Origin of the sequence: Streptococcus parasanguinis, assembly GCF_964238605.1 — a bacterium.
Taxonomy (GTDB): domain Bacteria; phylum Bacillota; class Bacilli; order Lactobacillales; family Streptococcaceae; genus Streptococcus; species Streptococcus parasanguinis_AJ.
In genome coordinates this window covers 46,580-66,224 of record NZ_CAXSMM010000005.1, presented here as the reverse complement: position 1 = coordinate 66,224, position 19,645 = coordinate 46,580, and the positions used below count along the sequence as shown (strand labels likewise).

General features: G+C 41.0%; 23 protein-coding genes. 14 read left to right on the top strand and 9 right to left on the bottom strand.

Going from position 1 to position 19,645, the window contains the following annotated elements:
- Nucleotides 1–86 precede the first annotated feature (86 nt).
- The 4 genes from zwf to ACESR9_RS05400 form a co-directional block, all read right to left on the bottom strand.
- Nucleotides 87–1,553, bottom strand: coding sequence for a glucose-6-phosphate dehydrogenase (zwf, locus tag ACESR9_RS05415; RefSeq protein ID WP_155199965.1), 1,467 nt, complete (start codon nt 1,551–1,553; stop codon nt 87–89).
- Nucleotides 1,554–1,746: 193 nt separating this feature from the next.
- Nucleotides 1,747–2,562, bottom strand: coding sequence for a TIGR03943 family putative permease subunit (locus tag ACESR9_RS05410; protein ID WP_373105910.1), 816 nt, complete (start codon nt 2,560–2,562; stop codon nt 1,747–1,749).
- On the bottom strand, nt 2,559–3,464 hold the full coding sequence (locus ACESR9_RS05405; protein WP_023918706.1) for a permease: 906 nt from the start codon (nt 3,462–3,464) through the stop codon (nt 2,559–2,561). Before ACESR9_RS05405 ends, ACESR9_RS05410 begins: the two co-directional genes overlap by 4 nt.
- The gene (locus tag ACESR9_RS05400; protein WP_023918704.1) at nt 3,464–3,613 is read right to left on the bottom strand and encodes an SPJ_0845 family protein; all 150 of its coding nucleotides are present in this window, start codon (nt 3,611–3,613) and stop codon (nt 3,464–3,466) included. Before ACESR9_RS05400 ends, ACESR9_RS05405 begins: the two co-directional genes overlap by 1 nt.
- A gap of 147 nt (nt 3,614–3,760) precedes the next feature.
- Here ACESR9_RS05400 and ACESR9_RS05395 point away from each other — a divergent pair, with 147 nt between their 5' ends.
- The 8 genes from ACESR9_RS05395 (at nt 3,761) to ACESR9_RS05360 (ending at nt 9,846) form a co-directional block, all read left to right on the top strand.
- A complete protein-coding gene (locus ACESR9_RS05395) occupies nt 3,761–5,917 on the top strand; it encodes a Tex family protein (protein WP_023918702.1) in 2,157 nt (718 codons plus the stop codon).
- On the top strand, nt 5,904–6,359 hold the full coding sequence (locus tag ACESR9_RS05390) for a SprT family protein (RefSeq protein ID WP_373105905.1): 456 nt from the start codon (nt 5,904–5,906) through the stop codon (nt 6,357–6,359). The genes ACESR9_RS05395 and ACESR9_RS05390 overlap by 14 nt, the downstream gene beginning before the upstream one ends.
- A 74-nt stretch (nt 6,360–6,433) precedes the next feature.
- The gene (locus tag ACESR9_RS05385; RefSeq protein WP_195412408.1) at nt 6,434–6,715 is read left to right on the top strand and encodes a PspC domain-containing protein; all 282 of its coding nucleotides are present in this window, start codon (nt 6,434–6,436) and stop codon (nt 6,713–6,715) included.
- A gap of 120 nt (nt 6,716–6,835) precedes the next feature.
- Nucleotides 6,836–7,102 carry a hypothetical protein gene (locus ACESR9_RS05380; protein WP_229042337.1) on the top strand — a complete coding sequence of 89 codons (267 nt, stop codon included), beginning with the start codon at nt 6,836–6,838 and terminating at the stop codon, nt 7,100–7,102.
- Nucleotides 7,103–7,274: 172 nt separating this feature from the next.
- Complete coding sequence (gene hprK / locus ACESR9_RS05375) at nt 7,275–8,207, top strand: HPr(Ser) kinase/phosphatase (protein WP_023918696.1); 933 nt, start codon at nt 7,275–7,277, stop codon at nt 8,205–8,207.
- Nucleotides 8,204–8,986, top strand: coding sequence for a prolipoprotein diacylglyceryl transferase (gene lgt, locus ACESR9_RS05370; protein ID WP_373105902.1), 783 nt, complete (start codon nt 8,204–8,206; stop codon nt 8,984–8,986). The genes hprK and lgt overlap by 4 nt, the downstream gene beginning before the upstream one ends.
- A 3-nt stretch (nt 8,987–8,989) precedes the next feature.
- Entirely contained in the window at nt 8,990–9,373 is a 384-nt protein-coding gene (locus ACESR9_RS05365; protein ID WP_013903891.1) for a DUF948 domain-containing protein, read from the top strand.
- Nucleotides 9,374–9,387: 14 nt separating this feature from the next.
- Complete coding sequence (locus tag ACESR9_RS05360; RefSeq protein ID WP_021153588.1) at nt 9,388–9,846, top strand: YtxH domain-containing protein; 459 nt, start codon at nt 9,388–9,390, stop codon at nt 9,844–9,846.
- A gap of 284 nt (nt 9,847–10,130) precedes the next feature.
- Here the strand turns inward: ACESR9_RS05360 and ACESR9_RS05355 are convergent, their stop codons facing one another.
- A complete protein-coding gene (locus tag ACESR9_RS05355; RefSeq protein ID WP_223325082.1) occupies nt 10,131–10,424 on the bottom strand; it encodes a DUF3270 family protein in 294 nt (97 codons plus the stop codon).
- A gap of 129 nt (nt 10,425–10,553) precedes the next feature.
- On the opposite strand from ACESR9_RS05355, the gene ACESR9_RS05350 reads away from it, so the two are divergent.
- Complete coding sequence (locus ACESR9_RS05350) at nt 10,554–11,483, top strand: peptidase U32 family protein (protein WP_373105898.1); 930 nt, start codon at nt 10,554–10,556, stop codon at nt 11,481–11,483.
- 95 nt (nt 11,484–11,578) lie between these two features.
- On the top strand, nt 11,579–12,865 hold the full coding sequence (locus ACESR9_RS05345) for a peptidase U32 family protein (protein ID WP_003002878.1): 1,287 nt from the start codon (nt 11,579–11,581) through the stop codon (nt 12,863–12,865).
- A gap of 182 nt (nt 12,866–13,047) precedes the next feature.
- Here the strand turns inward: ACESR9_RS05345 and ACESR9_RS05340 are convergent, their stop codons facing one another.
- Both ACESR9_RS05340 and ACESR9_RS05335 read right to left on the bottom strand, forming a co-directional pair.
- The gene (locus ACESR9_RS05340; protein WP_201036686.1) at nt 13,048–14,418 is read right to left on the bottom strand and encodes an MFS transporter; all 1,371 of its coding nucleotides are present in this window, start codon (nt 14,416–14,418) and stop codon (nt 13,048–13,050) included.
- Nucleotides 14,419–14,458: 40 nt separating this feature from the next.
- Nucleotides 14,459–14,584 (bottom strand): 3-hydroxyacyl-ACP dehydratase, encoded by a 126-nt coding sequence (locus ACESR9_RS05335; protein ID WP_013903887.1) that lies wholly within the window; start codon nt 14,582–14,584, stop codon nt 14,459–14,461.
- Between the two features lie 102 nt (nt 14,585–14,686).
- Between ACESR9_RS05335 and ACESR9_RS05330 the strand changes: the two genes are divergently transcribed.
- Nucleotides 14,687–15,016, top strand: coding sequence for a winged helix-turn-helix transcriptional regulator (locus ACESR9_RS05330; protein ID WP_013903886.1), 330 nt, complete (start codon nt 14,687–14,689; stop codon nt 15,014–15,016).
- A gap of 263 nt (nt 15,017–15,279) precedes the next feature.
- Here ACESR9_RS05330 and ACESR9_RS05325 read toward each other — a convergent pair whose 3' ends face one another.
- On the bottom strand, nt 15,280–15,612 hold the full coding sequence (locus ACESR9_RS05325; protein WP_013903885.1) for a hypothetical protein: 333 nt from the start codon (nt 15,610–15,612) through the stop codon (nt 15,280–15,282).
- A gap of 90 nt (nt 15,613–15,702) precedes the next feature.
- On the opposite strand from ACESR9_RS05325, the gene ACESR9_RS05320 reads away from it, so the two are divergent.
- The 3 genes from ACESR9_RS05320 to ACESR9_RS05310 all read left to right on the top strand — a co-directional run bounded on the left by ACESR9_RS05320 (nt 15,703) and on the right by ACESR9_RS05310 (nt 17,965).
- The gene (locus ACESR9_RS05320) at nt 15,703–15,915 is read left to right on the top strand and encodes a YdbC family protein (protein WP_003002541.1); all 213 of its coding nucleotides are present in this window, start codon (nt 15,703–15,705) and stop codon (nt 15,913–15,915) included.
- Between the two features lie 163 nt (nt 15,916–16,078).
- Nucleotides 16,079–17,221, top strand: a complete 1,143-nt coding sequence (locus ACESR9_RS05315) for a 5-methyltetrahydropteroyltriglutamate--homocysteine S-methyltransferase (protein ID WP_201036685.1) — start codon at nt 16,079–16,081, stop codon at nt 17,219–17,221.
- A gap of 12 nt (nt 17,222–17,233) precedes the next feature.
- Complete coding sequence (locus ACESR9_RS05310) at nt 17,234–17,965, top strand: cyclase family protein (protein WP_003015569.1); 732 nt, start codon at nt 17,234–17,236, stop codon at nt 17,963–17,965.
- A 193-nt stretch (nt 17,966–18,158) separates the two neighbouring features.
- Here ACESR9_RS05310 and gorA read toward each other — a convergent pair whose 3' ends face one another.
- Nucleotides 18,159–19,508 (bottom strand): glutathione-disulfide reductase, encoded by a 1,350-nt coding sequence (gene gorA / locus ACESR9_RS05305; RefSeq protein ID WP_373105892.1) that lies wholly within the window; start codon nt 19,506–19,508, stop codon nt 18,159–18,161.
- Nucleotides 19,509–19,645: the final 137 nt, after the last annotated feature.

Genomic DNA, 19,645 nt, shown 5'->3' with positions numbered 1-19,645 from the left:
GAATAGAAAAAGACAAATTGTTGGAAGAACAATTTGTCTTTTTGTTTCCTTGCGCTATCAAAAAAACCACCCGAAGGTGGCTTTCCTTAATTCTTAGGTTCAGGTTTCCAAACCCATTCGGCTCCGTATTCTGCAAGGAGATCATCGGATGCAGTTGGTCCCATGGATCCAGACTTGTATTCATAGAGTGGTGCTCCATTTTCGGCCCATAGTTTTTCGATTCGGTCAATCAATTGCCATGAAGCACGAACTTCGTGCCAGTGGCTGTAATTGGTTGAGTCATTGTTCAAAACGTCAAAAATTAATTTTTCATACGGCTCTGGGGAAGCTCCAGTTGCAGTCGCATCTGTTTCGTAATCAAAGGAAATCGGTGCGATGCTGAATGTTTCTCCGACCTCTTTCCCGTTGATGCTCAATGAGAAACCTTCGTTTGGTTGGATATAAATGGTCAAGACATTTGGTTGCAAGCTATGTCCAAAGATGGAATCGGTTTGCTTGAAGACCACATTGACCATGGTTCCTTTTTGGGTCAAGCGTTTTCCGGTACGGAAGAAGAAAGGCACTCCGCGGAAGCGATCGCTATCAACAAAGAACGTACCAGAAGCATAGGTTTCTGTAGTAGATTCAGGGTCGACATTGGGCTCACTGCGATAAGAGATATCTTTTTTCCCTTCGATCGTACCTGAATGGTATTGACCACGGATAAAGAATTTCTTCAGTTCCTCATCTGTTGGATTGTGCAATTGCTCAAAAACTTTAACTTTTTCTGCCCGAATTGCATCCTTGGTAAAGGTAGCTGGTTTATCCATGGCAAGCAATGACAAAAGCTGAAGGGTATGGTTTTGCACCATATCTCGAAGGGCCCCAGAATGATCATAGTAGCCACCGCGTTCTTCAACTCCTAAGCGTTCAGCAAAGGTAATTTGGATGTTGTCAATAAAATCTCGGTTCCAAAGGTTATCAAAAATAAGATTTCCGAAACGAATGGCAAAGATATTTTGGATCATTTCTTTTCCAAGGTAATGGTCGATCCGGAAGATTTGTTCTTCATCAAAGGTTTCTTCCAATTCCTTGTTGAGCTGACTTGCAGTTTCCAAATCTGTACCGAAAGGTTTTTCAACGATCAAGCGCTCAAAGCCTTGCCCATCCACAATGCCTTCTGATTTGAGGTGTTTGGCAATGGTTCCAAAAAATTGAGGAGCCATGGACAAGAAGAAGACCTTGTTGTGTTCTGTTTGGTATTTTTCATCCAAGCTATTTTGCAATTCACGCAGGGCGATGTAATGTTCGGTATCATTGACATCGTGGCTTTGGTAGTAGAAATGACTAGCGAATTCTTGAGCTTGTTGTGGGCTATCTGCCAGATCTGTGATGGATTCTACCACAACTGATTCAAAGTACTCCTTGCTCCATGGTCTGCGAGCTGTTCCGATAACCGCAAAGTGTTCAGATAGATTTCCTGATTTATAGAGTCTAAAAAGGGATGGGTAGAGTTTGCGCTTGGCTAAATCTCCACTGGCCCCGAAAATGGTTACAATAACTTTTGAAGACATTTAAGTACCTATTTCCTATTTTATTAACCATATTTTACCATAAAATCTACAAGATTTCTTTGATGGAATCGTTGTTCCGAATATTTTCCGCTTGGATTAGAGGATTTGAGAGGAAAGCATAGAAAAAGCTAGAACGAAGGAGCGTTCTAGCTTTCATGGGGTTAAGGCCTATCGAAGGAACTTAGTCTATTCATTAAAATACGCGGTAGACATAAGGATTATCTGGTTGTGTAATGGTTTGACAATCCGTCACGTGGAGGACAGGCAAGCTTTGCTTGAGCTGTTTGTGGTATTCAATGGATAAGGTTCCTTTTGCATGGATCCAGGTATTGTTTTCAAAATGTTGAGGGGCACCGGTTGTTAAAAGACCGTAAACACCCGAGTCTGCGATACAGTGGATGATCCCAAAGCGAAAGAGAAATTGACTTTCTTTGTTATTAGGGTCATTGTAAACAAAACCGGTCAACTCAATGGTCTTTCCTGCAAATTGGTCTGGATAATCATAAATGACTTCCATGACTTCCATATAATTTTCAGTGGTCACCTGGATCACCTTTTTATCAACATATTTCTTAGCTGCCTGCTTCATCTCTGACTCATAGGCGGCTTTGGTGAAATAGCTACTGGTATCAGGTTTGAGATACTGGGTTGTTGTCCCTTCATCCTGTTGGATTTCTGTGGAAGAACCTGCTGCTACTGGGAAGTGATAGCCTTTGGCAGAGACGGTTTGAGAATCCAGCGTTACGGTTGGAAAAAATAAACCGACGAACAAAGGAATACAGAGCAAGAAAATACTCGCCACTTTTGCCCAGAAGCCAGAGAGATGACTGTGGATCTTCATCTGCTTGACCCAGATGATCAGCTGCACAAGAGCTAAAACAAAGGACAAGAACATGGAAATATAAGCCAAGTAAGAATAGTGTAAGTTGATGTATTGATTGAGCTTACCAGATAATTGTAGGTACATGGTGAGCTCAAAATAGCCAGCTAATATCAAGAAACGAATCATAGCACCACCCCCACAAACCAAGCATAAAGGAGCACAACTCCACTCACAATTCCAATAAATTGCCAGATGAAACGGGTCTTGAGATAATTTTTCATCATGAGGAGATTTTTGACATCAAGCATAGGCCCAATCACTAGAAAGGCAAGAACAGGCGCTACTCCAAAACTTGTTAGAAGAGAGGATCCAACAAAGGCGTCCGCCTCGCTACAAAGTGAGAGGAGGAAGGACAAGACCATGAGAAGGAGAATAGCAATAACCGGTGTCGCGCTGATCGAAGTGAGGATCCGTGTTGGGACATAGACTTGGATGAGGCTGGCAAAGAGGCAACCAAATACCAGGTAACGTCCCGTATCAAAGAATTCATCAATGGCTTGTACCAAGACTTGGAAGAGCTTTTGACCTTTGCTCAAGTCCCTAAAATCATGTTCATGTACAGCCTTACGATGTTCTTTTTGGATCGAATCTGTCTGAATAAAACCAAGAAAGATTCCAAGTACCGTTGCGACCAGTAGGGAACCAAGGGCTCGGTAGAGGGCCATCTTGACAGAATTCCCAAAGGCTGAGTAGGTCGCAAAGAGAACGATAGGATTGATGACCGGTGCTGTCACCAGAAAGGGAACAGCAGTATAACTTGGAACTTTCTTTTCTAGAAAGCGATTGATAATGGGGACAATTCCACATTCACAGGAAGGAAAGATAAAGCCGATAAAGGTCCCAAAGAAGATCCGCCCAAATTTATTCTTGGGAAGAAAGCGGTAGACCCTCTCGGGGGTGATATAGACCTCAATAATCCCTGAAATGATACTTCCGATTAGGACAAACGGTAGGGCTTCGATAATAATCGAGAGAAAAATAGCCCCAGCCTGCAAGACGCTAGAGGGAAGGTGTTGAAAGAATGTCATTACTTAACCTTCTTTGCTTCTTTAGTTGTAGCAGTTTCTGCCTTCTTTTTTTCTTCAGGAAATTCTACTTTCTTTTCTACATCCGGAAAACTCGCAAAATTTTCAAACATTTTATCAAGATCATCTGTTTTTGAGAATTTAATAGCCATTGTTGGGCCTCCTTTTTATTTTCTTTCATTATAACAAAAAGGAAAGAGCAAGGGGGAAATGGAGCATAAAAGGAAAGAACCATAGGGTCAAAATTATTCTCTGAAAAATCCCTGAAACAGAGACCAGAACAGGCGCTCTCACCCTTGATGGCAGCAAAATATGCTATAATAGAGGCTATGGATAAATATGAAAAAATAGCCCAAGAATTGGGTGTTAGCTTAAAACAAATCGATACCGTATTGAGTCTGACCGCAGAAGGCTCAACTATTCCTTTCATTGCCCGCTATCGAAAAGATATGACGGGAAATTTAGATGAAGTAGCGATCAAGGCCATTATTGACCGGGACAAATCCTTAACGACTCTAGCCGAACGAAAGGAAACTGTCCTTGCTAAGATTGAGGAACAGGGCAAACTGACAGAGGCGCTCAAGCAGGCTATTGAGGCTGCTGAAAAATTAGCGGATGTCGAAGAGCTCTATCTCCCATATAAGGAAAAACGGCGGACCAAGGCGACGATTGCACGAGAAGCAGGACTTTTCCCCTTGGCACGTCTCATTTTGCAAAATAGTCCAGACTTGGAAGCAGAGGCTCGGAAATTTACCTGCGAGGCCTTCCCAACTGAAACCGCAGCATTAGCTGGTGCAGTGGATATTCTGGTAGAGGCTATTTCAGAGGATACCCAATTACGGGCCCTCACCTATCAAGAAATTCATGGGCATTCCCTCATGACGTCAACCTTGAAGGATGAAAGCTTAGATCCTAAGAGAACCTTTGAAATCTATTATGATTTTTCTGAGAAGATCAAGAATATGCAAGGCTACCGGACTCTAGCTCTCAATCGTGGGGAAAAATTGGGCGTTCTCAAAGTCGGATTCGAGCACCAACTGGATCGGATCATTCGTATTTTTGAGGCTCGTTTTAAAACGAAAAATGCCTATGTCGATGAGGTTATTCAACAAGCGGTTAAGAAAAAAATCGTTCCTGCGATTGAACGTCGGATTCGGACAGAGTTAACGGAGGTGGCAGAAGACGGAGCCATTCAATTGTTCTCTGAAAATCTACGGAATCTATTGCTCATTCCTCCATTAAAAGGGCGCGTGGTCCTTGGATTTGACCCAGCCTTTCGGACCGGTGCTAAACTAGCCGTTGTCGATGAGACAGGAAAGATGCTTGCCACCCAGGTCATCTATCCAGTTGCTCCTGCAAAACCAGCTCAGATCGAGCAGGCTAAAAAGGATCTATCCTCCTTGATCAAAGAGTTCGGAATAGAAATTATTGCGATTGGAAATGGAACCGCCAGCCGTGAAAGTGAGGCCTTTGTCGCAGAGGTGCTTCATGACCATCCAGGAGTTCGCTATGTTATTGTCAATGAAAGCGGAGCCTCTGTCTATTCAGCTAGTGAGTTGGCCCGTCATGAGTTCCCAGAGCTAACCGTTGAAAAACGCTCGGCCATCTCCATTGCCCGTCGCTTGCAAGATCCGCTAGCAGAATTGGTGAAAATCGATGCCAAATCCATCGGTGTCGGTCAATACCAACACGATGTCAATCAGAAAAAACTGACAGAAAGCTTGGATTTCGTGGTAGATACTGTCGTCAACCAAGTTGGGGTCAATATCAATACGGCTAGTCCCTCTCTCTTAGCCCATGTAGCAGGACTCAATAAAACCATCTCTGAAAATATTGTGAAATACCGGGAAGAAGAAGGAATGATTCTTTCACGAGCACAGATTAAAAAAGTCCCTCGTCTCGGCGCCAAGGCTTTCGAGCAAGCGGCTGGATTCTTACGCATTCCTGAAAGTAAAAATATCTTGGACAATACCGGCGTTCACCCTGAAAGTTACAAGGAAGTTGAAAAACTTTTTCAACTTCTTGAAATTACCGACCTCGATGCATCCGCTCAGGAAAAATTAAAAGCTGTGAACATAAAGGAGATGTCTACTCAGCTGGATCTGGGACCAGAAACCCTGAAAGATATTATTGCCGATCTCCTAAAACCAGGTCGCGATTTGCGGGATTCCTTTGATGCACCCGTGCTCCGTCAGGATGTCTTAGATATTAAAGACCTCCATATAGGCCAAAAATTAGAAGGGGTTGTGCGTAATGTGGTTGACTTTGGAGCCTTTGTCGATATTGGCATTCACGAAGATGGCTTGATTCATATCTCCCATATGAGTAAGCAGTTTATCAAGCATCCAAGCCAGGTCGTCTCAGTGGGTGATTTGGTAACCGTCTGGGTGAAGAAGATTGATGTGGAACGCGAAAAAGTCAATCTCAGTTTGGTAGCTCCGAATGAATCTGACTGAGTATGTACGCCAAGTATCCCTAGAAGATTTTGGGAGAGAATTCCGCCATCAAGCAGAGTGGAATTCACGTCTTCAAACTACTGGGGGTCGTTTCTTTCCCAAAGATCGACACCTTGATTTCAACCCGAAAATATACCAAGCTTTCGGGTTAGAGGTCTTTCGTAAAATCGTCCGTCACGAGCTCTGCCATTACCATCTTTACGATCAAGGAAAAGGCTATCGCCACAAAGATCTAGACTTTAAGCAACTTCTCCAGCAAGTGGACGGTCTTCGTTTCACACCTCCTCTACCAGATAGAACTGGGCGAGTCAAGCGGATCTATCTCTATCAATGTCCCCGTTGTGGCCAAGAGTATAGACGAAAGCGAAAAATCGATCTGAAGAAATATGCCTGCGGTCGCTGTCACAGCTGCCTGCAATTTCTTGAAATGAGACAAGTGTAAGAATCAGTCTTTAGGCGGATCTCTTTCCAGTTCGACTCTGCTAAAATAGGTCTAACTAGAAAGAGGAAAATCAAATGACATCATCATTTTACAAATTAAAACGACATCGCCTGGTTTCAGGTGTGCTAGCTGGCTTAGCTGATAAATTTGGTCTTAGTGTAACTCTCCTACGCTTCTTGTTTATTCTTTTTACGGTTTCTCATGCCTTTATCGGTGTGATTATCTATTTACTGTTAGATACGACCTTGCCTTATAAGGACGAGGAGGAGCAGGAAATGTTTGACGATGGCCCTCGACCTCGTCGAAGAAAAGAGGCCGAACCCATCCATGATCAGAATGATAGTCCATTTTTCTAAAAGGAGATTTGAGTGAAGCAGAAGTTCTATTCCCTTGCTTTTATTCTATATCTCTTCTTCAGTTTTATAGGACAGTTTTTCATTTTAAATCGTTTTTTTGGTGAAGGAGTTGGAACAGTTTTGATCGGAATGCTCCTTTTTCCACTGGGCATTTGGAATAGCCTCTTCTACCTCTTGTTTCTGCCAACAGAAATGGCTAGAAAACCACAAATTTATCGGTTTTCGATTTTATTTCTTCCGATTTTGTATCTGGTTTTGTCCTTGCTGGGGGGAGGACCTACCACCTTTATGCTAGGCTTGATCGCATTTCCTTCAAATGCGGTGGTCTATGCAGTCTCTACCGGAATCAAATCTATGATCAAAGATTTCTTGCAAGGCCAAGGCTAGAGCATTCTTCATATGTTCCCATCATTTCCTAGAGGTTGGAGACCTTTGTCTTGGCCTCTTTTTGCTTGCCTTAAAAAGGAGTTGAAAATGGATCTTTCAAATGATACTTCAGTCTCTCGTCTGAAGAGAAAATCTGCTATAATAGAGAGAGAATTTGAAAAGGGAGAATGATATGGCAGTTACTGTTCGCGATCTACAGGAAAAGCTTCGTCTATCGGTTGTTTATGGGGATGATAGCCTCTTAAGCAAGGAAATTACGACTGCGGACATTTCACGTCCAGGTCTTGAAATGACGGGCTATTTCGACTATTACACACCTGAGCGGATTCAGCTTGTAGGAATGAAAGAATGGTCCTACCTGGTGAAGATGAGCTCTCACAACCGTCATCAGGTCCTGCGCAAGATGTTCCAGCCAGAGACACCTGTCATCATTGTCGCGCGGAACTTAGAAATTCCAGAAGAAATGTTGCGTGCTGCGGAAGAGAAGCAACTAGCTATTTTGAAGAGCAATGTTGCAACGAGTCGTTTATCTGGAGAGCTTTCTAGCTATTTGGATAGTCGGCTAGCAGAACGTACGAGTGTACACGGTGTCTTGATGGATATTTATGGGATGGGTGTCTTGATCCAAGGAGATAGCGGAATCGGAAAAAGCGAGACAGGTCTGGAACTTGTCAAACGGGGTCACCGCCTCGTAGCAGATGACCGAGTCGATATCTATGCGAGAGATGAGATGACCCTTTGGGGAGAGCCAGCTGAAATCCTACGCCACTTACTAGAGATCCGTGGTGTCGGGATTATAGATGTCATGAGTCTCTACGGAGCCAGTGCTGTCAAGGATTCTTCACAAGTCCAAATCGCCGTTTACTTGGAAAATTATGCCAAAGATCAGGTTTATGATCGTCTGGGTAATAATGCAGAAGAGTTAGAAATCGGTGGCGTGACCATTCCTCGGATTCGCATCCCTGTGAAGACTGGTCGGAACATTTCGGTCGTGATCGAAGCCGCAGCTATGAATGTTCGTGCCAAAGAAATGGGCTATGATGCTACCAAAACTTTTGAAGAACGTTTGTCCCAGTTGATTAGTCAAAATGAGGTGAAGGAATGAATCCAGTAGCCCTTCAATTAGGTCCGATCAGTATTCGTTGGTACGCGATTTGTATTGTCTCTGGCTTGATTCTAGCCGTTTATCTTTCTATGAAAGAAGCGCCCCGTAAAAAAATTGATCCAGATGCTATCATTGATTTCATTTTGATCGCCTTTCCTCTTGCGATTGTGGGGGCTAGACTCTATTACGTTTTTTTCGAATGGGGTTACTATAGCCAGCACCTGGGTGAGATTTTCGCCATCTGGAACGGAGGAATCGCGATTTATGGTGGCCTCTTGACAGGTGCCCTTGTCCTCTATCTATTCTCTCGTAGACGTTTGATTGAACCGATTGACTTTTTAGATATTGCGGCCCCAAGCGTCATGATTGCACAGAGTATTGGGCGATGGGGGAACTTCTTTAACCAGGAAGCTTATGGAGCTGCTGTTAAAAGTCTTAACTACCTGCCCTCTTTTATTCGAGACCAAATGTATATAGATGGCAGTTACCGTCAGCCAACCTTCTTATATGAATCCAGTTGGAATCTGCTAGGTTTTCTCTTGATCTTGATTCTTCGGAGGAAGCCCCAATTTTTGCGGCAAGGTGAGATCACAGCCTTTTACCTTATCTGGTATGGTTTTGGTCGGATGATCATCGAAGGAATGAGGACGGATAGCTTGATGTTTGCTGGCTTACGTGTTTCCCAGTGGTTGTCGATGATCCTGATTCTAGTTGGACTCGCCATTATCATCTACCAACGTCGCAAAAAAGCCCCTTATTATGTAGAAACAAAGGAGTAATATATGTTTATTGAAATTGCCTACGGCCTCTTAGGCCTTGCCTTAGTAGCGCTTGTCATTTATATGATTTTTTTCCTCTCAAAGATTGGAAAAGTTGTAGATGAGACGCAAAAAACGATCCAAGTTTTGACATCAGATGTCAATGTCACCTTGCATCAGACCAATGATTTATTGGCAAAAGTCAATGTTTTAACGGATGATTTGAATCAAAAAGTTGCAACGATTGACCCACTCTTTACAGCCGTGGCGGATCTTTCAGAGTCTGTTTCAGATTTGAATGATCAAGCCCGTCAATTGAGTGTCAAAGCTGTATCAGCTGGTGGAAAAACAGTGAAAGCCTCTATCGGATTAAAAGCGATTAAGATGGCTTCAAAATTATTTAAATAGAATCGAGGAAGAATATGGGACGTTTATCTAGTTTATTAATTGGTGTGATTTCAGGTGCTTCAGCAGCCTACTATTTATCAACAGAGCAAGGAAAGAAAGTCACTAAAAAAGTGGTGCGCTTCGTAAAAGATTATCAAGAAGATCCTCAAGAAGTACATGAATCGGTGAAACAAACTGCTAAGGATGTTTCAAAACAAGCAGCAGAAGTGATCCAACAAACCAAAGAAAAAGTTGGTTCTGGAGAAATTACGACAGGAACTGTTTTGGAATCTGTCAAAGAAAAGACGCAAGATGTGGTTGAAAAATCTCAAGAAGTCTATCACTCATTTAAGGATAAACTTCAAAAAGAAAATCTAAGTGGCAATGACTTGGTTCAATCCATTCGCAAACAAACAGAATCAGAAGACATCGTGTTAGAGTTGGATGAAAAAGATTCTGAAGAAGCAGCTGAAGAAGAAACAAAAGAAGCATAAAAAAGAGAGTGGGACAGAAATCGGTAATTCGTTAGAATTCGATTTCGTCGTCCCACCTCCGCACAGTTGAGTAGGACTGTAAAAGCTGATGAAATCAGCGTAGTAGAGCCCACTCAACCACTGCGTCTTGCTCGACAATCCAAAAACAATTGAGAGGCTAGGACTTTTGTCCCAGTCTCTTTTTATGGAAGGTAAGATGGCAATTGGCAGTTAAGTTTTGTCTTCCAATTGTTATTCCAATTAAAAAAATTCGAGTAAATAAAAAAATCAGGCGAACCTGATTTTTATTTTTTTCGTTTATTGTAGTAAATTCGGAACCCTTGAATACTAGCAAAGCTAGAACCAATCGCTAAAGCAAACGCAAAGAAGGTATTCATTTTCGTTGCTAAAAAGACAAAACTAAATACAACCGTCAACACACAGAAAATAGCAATATTTAAAAAATATAGCAATTCACTTAATTGAGGTGCGGGTTCAACTTCAGGAGCATAGTCCTGAATAGGGGTTTCTTGGGTTTGTTTGGTTAATTCGATATAATCGAATTCTTCTTCATGGTGTCTTAAATTTCTTACGGGCATTTTCTCTCTCCTAACAGTACTCTATTATTCTATCATGAATTCAGGTATATAAATGTTACAAAAATGTTACAAATTTTACAAAATGAATATATTTTTCTAGAATATCGGAATTTTTGTTATAATGGTTCTATGAAAAATATTATTATTACAGCAACAGCAGAGAGTGTTGAGCAAGCGCAAGCCCTGATTGATGCAGAGGTTGACCGAATCTATGTCGGTGAAAAAGACTACGGATTACGATTGCCTCAAACTTTAAGCTATGACGAAATAAATCGAATTGCCCAACTGGTCCATGCTGCTGGCAAAGAATTGACAGTAGCTGTAAATGCACTCATGCACCAATCGATGATGGATTCAATCAAGCCTTTCCTAGATTTTCTAAAGGAAATTCAGGCTGATTATATTACTGTCGGAGATGCGGGCGTTTTTTATGTCTTGAAACGAGATGGCTATCCATTCAAAACCATCTACGATGCATCAACCATGGTCACTTCTAGCCGCCAGATCAATTTCTGGGGAAAACAAGCAGGAGCTTCTGAAGCTGTTCTGGCTCGTGAGATTCCATCTGCCGAATTATTCGTAATGGCTGAGAATCTTCAGATTCCAGCAGAAGTATTGGTCTATGGTGCTAGCATTATTCACCATTCGAAACGACCTCTTCTTCAGAATTATTACAACTTCATCAAGACAGAGGACTCTGTGACCAAGGAGCGTGATTTGTTCCTAGCAGAACCAGGAGATCCAAATTCTCATTATTCGGTCTACGAGGACAAACATGGAACCCATATCTTCTCAAATAATGACTTGAATATGATGACCAAATTGTCTGAGTTGGTAGAACATGGCTTTGATCATTGGAAACTCGATGGTGTCTACTGTCCGGGTGAAAACTTTGTCAAGATTACAGAGTACTTTGTCAAGGCCCGTGATTTGATTCAAAAAGGAACATTTACACAGGATCAAGCCTATCTGTTTGATGAAGAAATCCGCAAATTGCATCCAGCTAATCGTGGTTTGGATACTGGTTTCTATGATTATGAACCAGATCGTGTAAAATAATAAAAAAACTAGGGCTTCTTCGTTTGTGAGTTTTCCTTTTTCAGGGAACGAAGAGGCTATTCATCATATCGACAATCTTGTAAATTGGAGAAAACATGACAAATACAAAAAAACGTCCAGAGGTTTTGGTACCTGCTGGAACATTAGAAAAATTAAAAGTTGCCGTTAATTATGGGGCAGACGCAGTGTTCGTCGGTGGACAAGCCTATGGTTTGCGTAGCCGTGCTGGAAACTTTACCATGGATGAGCTTCGTGAAGGTATCGAATATGCGCATGCACGTGGCGTAGATGTACACGTGGCTTCGAACATGGTGACCCATGAGGGAAATGAACAAGGGGCTGGTGAATGGTTCCGTGAATTACGAGATATGGGCCTTGACGCCGTGATCGTCTCAGACCCGGCCTTGATTGAAATCTGTGCAACTTATGCACCTGGACTCAATATTCACTTGTCTACGCAAGCTTCTGCAACCAACGTGGAGACCTTCCATTTCTGGAAAGAATATGGCTTGACCCGTGTCGTCTTGGCCCGTGAGGTATCCATGGAAGAGTTGGCAGAGATCCGTAAGCGTACCGATCTTGAGATCGAAGCCTTCGTTCATGGAGCCATGTGTATTTCTTATTCCGGACGTTGTACCCTTTCTAACCACATGTCTGACCGGGATGCCAACCGTGGTGGTTGTTCTCAATCTTGTCGTTGGAAATACGATCTCTATGATATGCCATTTGGCCAAGAACGCAAGAGTATCAAAGGACAAGTCCCAGAAGAATATTCTATGTCAGCCGTGGACATGTGTATGATCGAAAATATTCCAGACATGATTGACAATGGGGTTGATAGCTTGAAGATCGAAGGTCGGATGAAATCTGTCCATTACGTATCAACAGTTGCCAACTGTTACAAGGCAGCTTGTGATGCCTATATGGAAAGTCCAGAAGCCTTTTATGCCATTAAGGATGATTTGATCAATGAATTGTGGAAAGTCGCTCAACGTGAATTAGCAACTGGATTCTACTACCAAACACCGACTGAAAATGAACAATTGTTTGGGGCACGTCGTAAGATTCCGCAATACAAATTTGTAGGAGAAGTGGTGGACTTTGATCCATCTACCATGACTGCGACGATTCGCCAACGGAATGTCATCAATGAAGGCGACCAAGTGGAATTCTACGGACCAGGCTTCCGTCATTTTGAATGCCAGATCCAAGACTTGCATGATAAGGATGGAGTGAAGATTGATCGCGCACCAAATCCGATGGAACTTCTTACGATCACCGTTCCACAAGAAGTCAAGCCAGGAGATATGATTCGTTCTTGCCAGGAAGGTTTAATCAATCTCTACTCAAAAGATGGGGCAAGTAAAACTGTTCGAGTATAACAAAAAAAGAGAGGGTTAAATCTCTCTTCAGAATATAGAAAAACTCTATTAGGACTAGAAAAACTTCTCCTTTAGAGTTTTTTCTTTATATAATTATGAAAAAAGATTGAAGAAAATTGTCAAAATGGACTTTTTCTTCAATCTGTATAATCAACTTTTAATTGAATGCATTCTGTTTGGTTTTATTCTTTTCCATAAAGGTAACGACTAGCAATTAACCAAGTAGCAATATACATTATTACGTTAACCAAAAATGCGACAACGATAACCATATTCCAATTATGGGATAAATTAGTAGTTAGAATCCCCATAATTGTTGTACCAAAAAGTCCACCAATTTGTTTGTTAGCGTTTAAAGTTGCACCAGCAATTCCAGATAATTCTTGACCAGCAGCTTCCATAAGAATGGTAGTAGTTGCTGGAGTTAACACTCCGATACCAAGGCTCATTAAAGAAAATAAAGGGATTAGGATGTATAGTTGAATTTCATGAAAAAGGACTCCAATTCCAAAAATTCCTGCTGCTCCTACAATGGCAAAAATAATTGAGACAGTAGCGAGGCTTCCCACGGAAAATCGTTTTACAACACGTGCGTAAAATAAATTACCAATAATTAAGACAATCATTCCTGGTAGAATGAGGAGTCCAGAAACCATTGAGGAGAGGTTTAAATAAGTTTGAAAATAAAGTCCTAGCACCAAAACAATACCATATAATGAAATGTTAACTACTAAACCTAACAGATTAGAGGCAATAAACTTAGCATTTTTTAATAGTTGGTGGGGAACAATAGGTGCTTTACTTTTTTTATCGTGGACTACTAAACCAACAGTAAATAATATAAACAGGAGAAGAAACAATAAAAGATTTAGGTTACTATAGCCATATTGATTCCCTTCAACAAGGTAAATAACTAGACTTCCGATAGTTGCAACAAGAAATATATTACTGAAAATGTCAATTCTAGTCTTTGGATTGGCAATATTGTTTTTCACAAGAAGTAATATTGAAATTACTGTCAAAATTCCCAATGGAATATTGATTAAGAAAATACCCCTCCATCCGAAGTAGTTAATAATTAGTCCACCAATAAAAGAACCAGTACCGGTTGCAACAGAAATAATTGCTGTCCAAATTCCTAACATACGTGCTCTTTTAGTAGAATCAGGGTATGAAATGAATAAAAGTGCTAATGAACTAGGCATAAACAAAGAAGCACCGAAACCTTGAACGAATCTAAGTATGATTAATGTTTCAATATTTGGTGAAAAAGAGCACCCAAATGAGGCAAGTGTAAAAATTGTCATTCCAAATAATAAAATTCGTTTAGCACCATATTTTGTTGTTAGATTTCCTGAAAGTAGGAGTAAAGAGCCTAAAGCTAGTGTATAGGCGTTAATAATCCAAATGGATTGCTCTAATGAGACGCTCATAGCTGTTTCAATATGGGGAACAGCAAGAACCACTCCGGTTGTATCTAGGACCGCCATAATGTATCCTAGTGAAAGAATAAAAAGTAGATAAGCTGGCGCTTTTGTATTTGTTTTTTTCATCAAGCTTCCTCCGTTATTTCATCAAACCAATTTTCATTTATCAATCAAAAGCAATATATTTAACTTTCTGAAAATATTTTACTTGAGTATATCCAGTGCCAAAGTATCTTCCATCAGCGCAACCGAGAATATCTTTGATACGGTCAAACTTAGTTGTAATATCCATAGTAATTTCCCCTTTCAAATGATATAATTAGCTTATCATGTAATAATTTCTGAAACAAGAAGGGAAAAAAAGTATAGTAACTATCAAAAAAGGAGGAAATGAATGGAGACTTGCAAGAAGCAATCTTTGAAAAAATCAATTTGTCCAGCAAGAAGGGTCTTGAATTTACTAAAAGGTAAATTTACTCTTGAGATCTTATCTGAAATTATTGATGGTAATATACATTATAGTAGTCTTTTGCGTAGTGTAGAAGGTATTAATCCTAGAATATTAGCTCAACGATTACATGATTTTGAGCAAGAAGGTATTTTATCAAGAAAAGTTTTACCGACATCGCCTCCACAGGTTGAATATAAAATGACAAAAAAAGGTATTGCTCTAAGAAGTATCGTTGAAGAAATGAAAAAATGGGAGCATACTTATGGTGATTAGAGATTAGATTGAATTTACATAATTTATTACTAATATTTTTCTTTAAATAGATAATGTAATTATGAAAGATTTGGTGACCTTTTTAATCAAGGCAACGTCAATACTAGTAGTATGTACTGGAACTTTAACTTTTTACTAGGTTCAAAAGTTAAAGTTAAAATTTGATAGAATTTTTTTGATACTCTAATAAATTTAGAAATGAGATTAAAAGTAATAAAAACAAACGCCAAAAATGACGTTTGTTTTCAATATAAAAGAGAGGGTTAAACCTCTCCTTTTTGTTGAGCGATGCGAATATTATTGGGGACCAAACTGATTTTCTGAATCTCAGAAATCCGAATAATCGTGGACATACTCTTTTTAAAATTTTTCACGATCAGTTGTCGGCGTTCTTGGTCATACTTGACAATATCGCCTGTAAAACTCTTGTTTGAAAAAATAACATGAACCCCTTGTTTTTTTCGCAATGCTTGTTGAATGATTTCAATAATTCTCTCATCTTCTAATGGGGCAGGGGTACTGACTTTTCCATTGAAAAATTCATTTGCTCGGTCTTTAACGATCTCGAGAAATTTTTTCATAGCTAAATTCTCCATAACTTGATACAATATATTATAGATAATTTCAACGATTTTGTAAATGATTTACGAATAATAGAGATGAGAAGGCAAGAAAGGAGTCGTGAAATGGCAGAATTTTCATTCCAAATCGAAGAACATCTACTGGTCTTGTCAGAAAATGACAAGGGTTGGACCAAGGAATTGAACCGTGTAAGTTTTAACGGTGCTCCAGCTAAGTATGATATCCGGACCTGGAGTCCCGACCATACAAAGATGGGGAAAGGCATTACACTCACGAACGAAGAGTTTCAAGTTATGCTCGATGCATTTAAAAATTAAAATAAAAAAGAGGTCCTTCAAGGACTTCTTTTTGTTATAGTCTAAGACTATATAGATGTCAAAGATATTAGATTATCCCAACCCCTTGTTTATCAGGTGTTAGACTGCTATAATGGTTGCATTGATGAATTAATGTAAAACTTATAGGAAAGAGGAATTCATATTGACACATACACATGCACCTTATCGCATAGACCATGTTGGTTCATTCCTTCGTCCAGCAGCTTTGGTTCAAGCTCGTGAAGATTTCGCAGCTGGAAAAATCAGTCAGGCTGACTTAACAAAAGTAGAAGATCAGGCGATTCGTGACCTCGTTGAAAAAGAAATTGCTGCTGGTCTGAAGTCAGTAACGGATGGAGAATTCCGCCGTGCTTATTGGCATTTGGATTTCTTCTGGGGATTTGGTGGCATTGATCACGTCCAAGCTGAACAAGGCTATCAATTCCATGATGAAACGACCAAGGCGGACTCGGCACTTGTCGTTGGAAAAATTACAGGAGCCAATCATCCATTTGTAGAGCATTACAAGTTCTTGCGTGATCTTGTAGCAGATGTAGATGGTGTAGAACCTAAATATACCATTCCAGCGCCTGCGCAATTCTATTTTGAATTGATCCGTGATGCAGAACATGTAGAGCAATTGAATACCATCTATCCTGATTTTGCGGCTGTTCGTGAAGACATCAAGCAAGCCTATCTTCAAGTGATTCAAGATTTGTATGATGCAGGACTTCGGACACTTCAGGTAGATGATTGTACGTGGGGTGTCTTGGTAGACGATAATTTCTTGACGGCTTGGGGAGCAGCTCAAGGCAAGTCAAAAGATGAGGTTCGCCGGGAATTAGCTGATCTCTTCTTGACCTTTAACAACGATGTCTACCAAAATGTTCCAGCTGGTTTGACCGTCAATACACACGTTTGTCGTGGGAACTTCCATTCTACCTGGGCTTCATCAGGTGGCTATGCACCGATTGCAAAAGAACTCCTTGGAGAAGAAGCGGTCAATGCTTACTTCCTTGAGTTTGACACCGATCGTGCTGGTGGTTTTGAACCACTTGCAGAAGTGACCCCTGGAAAAGGAGTGGTGTTAGGCCTCTTGACATCTAAGAGTGGTCAACTGGAGAACAAGGATGAAGTCATCGCTCGTATTAAAGAAGCGAGTCAGTATGTACCTTTAGAAAATCTTTACCTGTCTACTCAGTGTGGCTTTGCTTCAACAGAAGAAGGAAACATTTTGACAGAAGAAGACCAATGGAAAAAAATCGGTTTGATTAAGGAAATTGTCGCTGAAGTTTGGGGCGAATAAGGAGGAAGAAACATGTCAGATTTACTAAGTATTTATAAAGAATTGCAAGCTAAAAAATGGGTGGACTTGAGTCACCAAATCAATGCGGAAAGTCCACACTTCCCAGCCCTTCCTGCTTTGCAACAAGAAGATCTTTTCACATTAAAAGATGGTTTCCATGTTCAAAAATTTACAGTGGTTGGTCAATACGGAACGCATATTGATGCACCGATTCACTTTGTAGAAGGTGGTCGTTGGTTGGATGAGATTGACCTCAAAGATCTCCTCTTGCCACTCTATGTTATCGACAAGTCTAAAGAAGTTGCTGCCAATCCAAACTTTATCTTGAGTAAACAAGATATCTTAGACTTTGAGGCAGAGCATGGACAAATTGCTGAGGGTGCTTTTGTTGCCTTCCGCAGTGATTGGTCAAAACGTTGGCCAGATCAAGATGCTATGCGTAACCTAGATGAAAATGGGGTTCAACAAAGTCCAGGATGGAGCCGTGAAGCCTTGGAATTCTTGATTCATGAACGCCATGTTAAGGCTGTGGGTCATGAAACCTTCGATACAGATGCAGGTATTCCAGCAGCAGAGCATGGCTTGGTCAATGAATACTACCTCTTGGAACAAAATATCTACCAAGTTGAAGTCTTGAACCAATTGGACCAAGTTCCAGCTGTAGGTGCCTTGATTTCGATTGCTTTCCCTCACTGGGACAAGGCAACTGGTTCACCTGTCCGTGCCATTGCCATCTTACCATAAACAAAGAAAAAGAGAGTGGGACAGAAATCGGTAATTCGTTAGAATTCGATTTCGTCGTCCCACCTCCGCACAGTTAAGTAGGGCTGTAAAAGCTGATGAAATCAGCGTAGTAGAGCCCACTTAACCACTGCGTCTTGCTCGACAATTCAAAGACAATTGAGAGGCTAGGACTTTTGTCCCAGCCTCTTATGTTTTATCTCATGGTCACAAATTCTTCGGATCCGGTTGGGTGAATGGCGACGGTTGCGTCGAAATCGGCTTTTGTCGCTCCCATCTTGATAGCAACTGCAAATCCTTGGATCATTTCGTCCACTCCGTAGCCAAGACCATGAAGGCCAACGACCCTTTCTTCGGGACCAGCAGTGATGAGTTTGAATTTTGCTTGCTGGCGGTGTTGGGTAACAGCAGTGTACATGGAAGCAAATTGAGAAGTATAGACTTTGATATTCTCTTTTCCATAAGTTTGCTGGGCTTCTTCCTCCGTTAGGCCAACGGTTCCAATAGCAGGGTGAGAAAAGACAACGGTTGGGATGTTTGTATAATCCATTTTGGCATTGACTTTTCCATTGAATAGTCGTTCAGAAAGAGTGCGTCCAGCTTTAATAGCGACAGGAGTTAATTCTTTTTCTCCTGTAACATCCCCAAGAGCATAGATTCCTGGAATAACTGTATTCTGGTATTCATCCACTGCAATGAATCCTTTTTCATTTAAGGTGACGCCTGCAGCTTCTAGATTGAGATCCTGGACGTTTGGTTTTCGCCCTGTTGCCCAGATAACATGATCTGCCACGTGGCTGGTCATATCCTCAAAATAAATCTTCACACGACCGTCTTCAAATTTTTCAAGCTTCATGGGAACCTTATGTTTGTGAAGCGGAAGGTTTTGTTTTTCCATTTCTTCCATTAAGCCATCGACAATGTAGGAATCAAACTTTCTTAAGGGACGATCACCGCGAACGAAGAGATCGGTCTGAACACCTAGGGCATGGAGCACACCGGCTAGTTCCACTGCAATGTAGCCAGCTCCAATAATGGCAACAGATGTAGGAAGTTCTTCCCAAGCAAAGACATCATCAGACGTTTCGCCAAATTCAGCTCCAGGAACAGAAGGAATAAAAGGATGGGCACCGGTCGCAATTACGATATGCTTGGCCTTAATGGTTTCTCCATTTACCTCAACCGTATGAGCATCCACAAAACGAGCACGTCCTTCAATTCGTTCAACCCCATTGCGTTTGAAACTGCCATCATAGGAATTACGGGAACGATCAATATAGGCTTCGCGATTTTTTCTTAAGGTTGCAAAATCAAATCTTGTTTGTTCAGAAGTAAATCCATAGTCTGGTCCATAATCGCGAATAGCTTCTGCAATTTGCGCACCATACCACATAATCTTTTTAGGCACACATCCTCTGTTGACACAGGTGCCACCCAATTGTTTTTCTTCAATGACAGCAGCGCTCGCTCCGTACTCTCCAGCCCGGTTCATCGTAGCGATTCCTCCACTACCTCCACCGATTGAAATAATATCAAATTCTTTCATGTTTTCCTCCTAAATGGGATTTTAGTTTGATTGTAATATCAACTGTTACAAAAGTCAAGGGTTTAGCATGTTACCAAGCATTTAAATTTCATTTTGCCGTATCAATTTTAGATAGAAAAGTAAGGAAATATGGTATA